Source organism: Halomonas sp. BC1 (assembly GCF_002078135.1).
Classification (GTDB): Bacteria; Pseudomonadota; Gammaproteobacteria; order Pseudomonadales; family Halomonadaceae; genus Vreelandella; species Vreelandella stevensii.
Genome location: NZ_LFGS01000005.1, coordinates 53,588 through 57,759, shown reverse-complemented (window position 1 = coordinate 57,759; position 4,172 = coordinate 53,588). Strand labels below are relative to the sequence as shown.

Sequence of the window (4,172 nt, the reverse complement as noted above, 5' to 3'; positions counted from 1 at the left end):
CCGCTATCACGCAGCGGCGCTTGGCTGGCACAGCCGCTCACCAGCATCGCCAACACGAGAGAACCGCTTACATAACGGACATTGGTCAACAGGTTAGTCATGCTCAATCTCAAACTGATGCTGGATCGCGTCCGCCAATTCGGCCACAGCCATGCCGTAAAGGTGGCTGTGATTGTAGCGAGTAATCACATAGAAGTTGAATTCACCTAGACGGTAGCCTTGCTCATCTTCAGAAAAATCCAGCAATAGCGGCACCACGGGGGCATCAGGGGCCAGCGGCGCCTCGCTAGTGATGCCCTGCTCCACCATGTCGGCGGCGGTCAAAGTGGGGCGCGAGGTCTGGTTGAAGGCGATGCCTTCGGGGGCTTCCTGTGGGCCGTCGGCATCGTGGTAGATGGCGCCATCACGCTGCCAGCCATGCTCGGCAAAGTAGTTGGCTACGCTGCCGATGGCATCGACCGGGTTGTTCCACAAATCGCGAATGCCGTCGTCATCGAAATCGACCGCGTAGGCCTGGTAACTGGTAGGAATGAACTGCGGATAGCCCATGGCCCCGGCGTAAGAGCCGTAGAGCGTTTCCGGCTCGACACCCTGCTCGTAGGCAATGGCCAGGAAAGCGGCCAGCTCGCCACGGAAGAAGCGCCCCCGCTGGGGGTGATGAAAGGCCAGCGTTGCCAGCGAATCGAGCACCTTGTGCGTGCCTTTATGACGCCCGTAATAGGTTTCCACGCCGATGATGGCGGTGATCACCTCAGGAGCAACACCAAAGACTTCTTCGGCACGCGCCAGCGTCTCGGCATGCTCGCGCATGAACTCAGCACCTTCTTCGATACGCTGCTGGTTCAGAAAAATATCGCGATATTCGAACCAGCGCAGACGCCGTTCTGCCGCCCCCGCCATGGCGTCCAGCACGTTCTGACGAAACGTCGCCTGCTCCAGCGCTTGCGTCAGCCACTGCTCGGGAACGCCCTGCTCCACCAGTTCACTGACCAGTTGGCGCGTCTGCTCGTTGACGCGGGGGTCGAAATCGACCTCCTCGGCCGCCCAGGTGGCCGAGGCTGAACATGCCATCAGCGCCGCCAGTAAATACCCGCCCGCTCTTCTTCGCGCCCTGTTCATTTGCTTACCACTCCTGTGAAAAAGCGTCGACTGCACTTTGATCATTCAACGCGGCAATAGCCGCCGATGGGCGTGTATCGACATGAGAATACCGAACCCGGCCAGCAAGGTCACGCTGGAGGTGCCGCCGTAGCTCACCAGCGGCAGCGGCACCCCTACCACGGGTAAAATACCGCTGACCATGCCGACATTGACAAACACGTAGATAAAGAACGTCAGGATAATGCTGCCCGCCACCAAACGCCCGAACGTATCCTGGGACGCCGCCGCCAGCCACAGCCCTCGCCCGACGATGGCCACGTAGAGCAACAGCAATAGCAGCATCCCGACCAGGCCAAACTCCTCTCCCAGCACCGCGATGATGAAATCGGTATGGCGCTCGGGCAGGAACTCGAGCTGCGACTGGGTGCCCTCCAGCCAGCCCTTGCCCCACAGGCCACCGCTACCGATGGCGGTGGTGGACTGGATGATGTTCCAGCCGGAGCCGAGCGGATCGCTCTCCGGGTCCAGAAAGGTCAGCACCCGCTGGCGCTGGTAATTGTGCATGTTCATCCACAGTAGCGGCAGGCCAGCCGCCGCCAGGGCCACTACCAGGCTAATCAAGCGCCAGGAGAGCCCCGCCAGCAGCACCACGATCAGCGCCGCGCTGGCCATCAGGAGTGCCGTTCCTAGATCTGGCTGAATGGCTGTCAACACCACCGGAGCGCCAATGATCAAGCCACAAACGGCAATGTCCCGCAGCCTCGGGGGAAGCTGACAACGGTTGAGGTAAGCCGCCACCATCAACGGCACGGCCAGCTTCATCATTTCGGAAGGCTGAAAGCGAATCACGCCGGGTATTTCCAGCCAGCGCTTGGCCCCCATGCCGATATCGCCAGCAATCTCCACAGCCACCAGCATGGCAAGCCCTACGCCATAAGCCAGCGGCGCCCAGCGCAGAAAGGTGGTGGGGGGAAAACTGTGCCAGCACGAACATGCCCACCAACGCCAGGCCAAAACGAACGGCCTGTGCAATCACGACCTCGATACGCTGCCCAGACGCGCTGTAGAGCACCAGCAGACCACCTGCCATCAGCGCCAGCAGCAGGCCAAGCAGCCAGGGGTCGATATGGATACGCTCCCAAATGCTCTTGCGCCTTGCAATGCCACTATCGGGCGGGCGAACCGGGTAGCCACGCCAGGAGCGCGACAGCAGTTGCAGCGGCATCATTAGTTACCCTCCACGCGGCCGTTATCGCCTTCCAGCACTTCCTTGACTTCCTCGGCCTCTGGGGCCGCTTCTTTCAGTAGCCAGGCATCGGTCATGGCGCGCGCCATGCGAGCGGCGTGGGTGCTGCCGCCCCCGGCGTTCTCGACAATCACCGACACGGCAATTTCGGGCTCTTCCAGCGGGGCAAAGGCCATGAACAGCGAGTGGTCACGCAGCCGCTCTTCCAGCTCTTCGGCGTTGTAGCGCTGATCCTGACCCAGCGAAAACACCTGAGCCGTGCCGGACTTGCCGCCCATACGATACTCCAGGCCTACCCCGGTACGCCTTGCCGTTCCTTCGCTGCCGGTGAGCACTTTCTCCATACCGCTGAACACCCGATCCCACCAGTTCTCGTTGGCCAGATCGATATCGGGTAGCGTGTCCGGCAGTTCAACCGGAACAGGGTCTTCACCGATACGCATTGCCAGGCGCGGCTTGACCCAGTGGCCACGGTTGGCCAGGGCCGCCGTAGCGCTGGCCAGCTGCAACGGGGTGATTTGCCAGTATCCCTGACCGATACCGACCGAGAGCGTTTCCCCCGGGTACCAGGGCTGGTTGAATCGTGCGCGCTTCCAGTCCCTCGAAGGCATCAGGCCAGCGCTTTCTCCCTGGACATCGTGAGCGACCCGTTGCCCAAAGCCAAAATTGGACATCTGATCATGCAGCCGATCGATGCCGAGGTCGTGAGCCAAGGAGTAATAATAAGTGTTGTTCGACACGGCAATGGAGCGCTCCATATCGACACGCCCGTGCCCCCAACGCAGCCAGTTACGATAGCGGCGAGAATCATTGGGCAATTGATAGAAGCCCGGGTCATTGATGGTGCTGTCCGGGGTGATCACCCCTTCCACTAGCCCCGCCAGCGCCAGAAACGGCTTGATGGTGGAGCCCGGCGGGTAGTGGCCGCGAATGGCCCGGTTAAACAGCGGCAGGTCGATGTCTTCCTGCAGGGCACGATAGGAAGCCACATCGATCCCGGTAACGAACTGGTTACTATCGAAGCCGGGCGTCGACACCATGGCAAGAATCTCGCCGGTACGCGGCACGATGGCCACGATGGAGCCCCGGCGACCTTCCAGCAGCTCGTAAGCGAGCATCTGCAAAGAACGATCCAGGGTCAGGGTCAGGTTGGCCCCCGGCACCGGGTCAGTGCGACCAAGCTCGCGCAGCACGCGGCCACGGGCGTTGGTTTCTACCTTGCGAAGGCCCGCCTGGCCGTGCAATTCCGACTCGTAAAAACGCTCCACTCCGGTCTTGCCGATAAAATGGGTGCCCGCATAGCGGCCGGTATCCAGCGTCTGTAGCTCTTCGGCATTGATCCGCCCCACATAGCCCAGCGCATGGGCCATCATTTCGGCATCCGGGTAGTAACGCAGCAGTTGCGCTTCTACCTCGACTCCGGGCAAACGATGGCGATTGATGGCCAGGCGAGCAATCTGCTCTTCGCTCAGGTCGCTCATCAGTAGCGCCGGCTGAAACGGCCGCTGGCGCTGGCGAGAACGAGCGTTGAAGGCCTCGATCTCTTCTTCAGGAAGTTCCAGCAACTCCACCAGCAGCGTCAGGGTATCGTCCAGGCTATCGACACGCTCACGCACCAGCGTCAGGTTGTAGGTCGGCCGATTTTCTGCCAGCAGGGCGCCGTTACGGTCGTAGATCAACCCACGATTGGGCGGCAGCGGCTCGACCCGCACGCGGTTTTTCTCGGAGCGCGTGCTGTAGAGGTCGTGCTGAACGATTTGCAGATACCCCAGCCGCCCGACCAGCAAACCGGTCAAGACGATGACCACGAATACTGCCAGCAGCG

The 4,172-nt window shown here is 61.3% G+C and carries 2 protein-coding genes and 1 pseudogene; all 3 read right to left on the bottom strand.

The genetic code is table 11. The features are described from left to right. Positions 1–93 precede the first annotated feature (93 nt). A complete protein-coding gene (gene mltB, locus B7L72_RS04855) occupies positions 94–1,071 on the bottom strand; it encodes a lytic murein transglycosylase B (protein WP_081192909.1) in 978 nt (325 codons plus the stop codon). Positions 1,072–1,164: 93 nt separating this feature from the next. Continuing rightward, a pseudogene (rodA, locus tag B7L72_RS04850) lies at positions 1,165–2,329 on the bottom strand (rod shape-determining protein RodA). Then, positions 2,329–4,172 (bottom strand): penicillin-binding protein 2 (gene mrdA, locus B7L72_RS04845; RefSeq protein WP_081192907.1); only part of this gene is annotated, 1,844 nt, incomplete at its 5' end. The gene mrdA and the pseudogene rodA, both read right to left, overlap by 1 nt.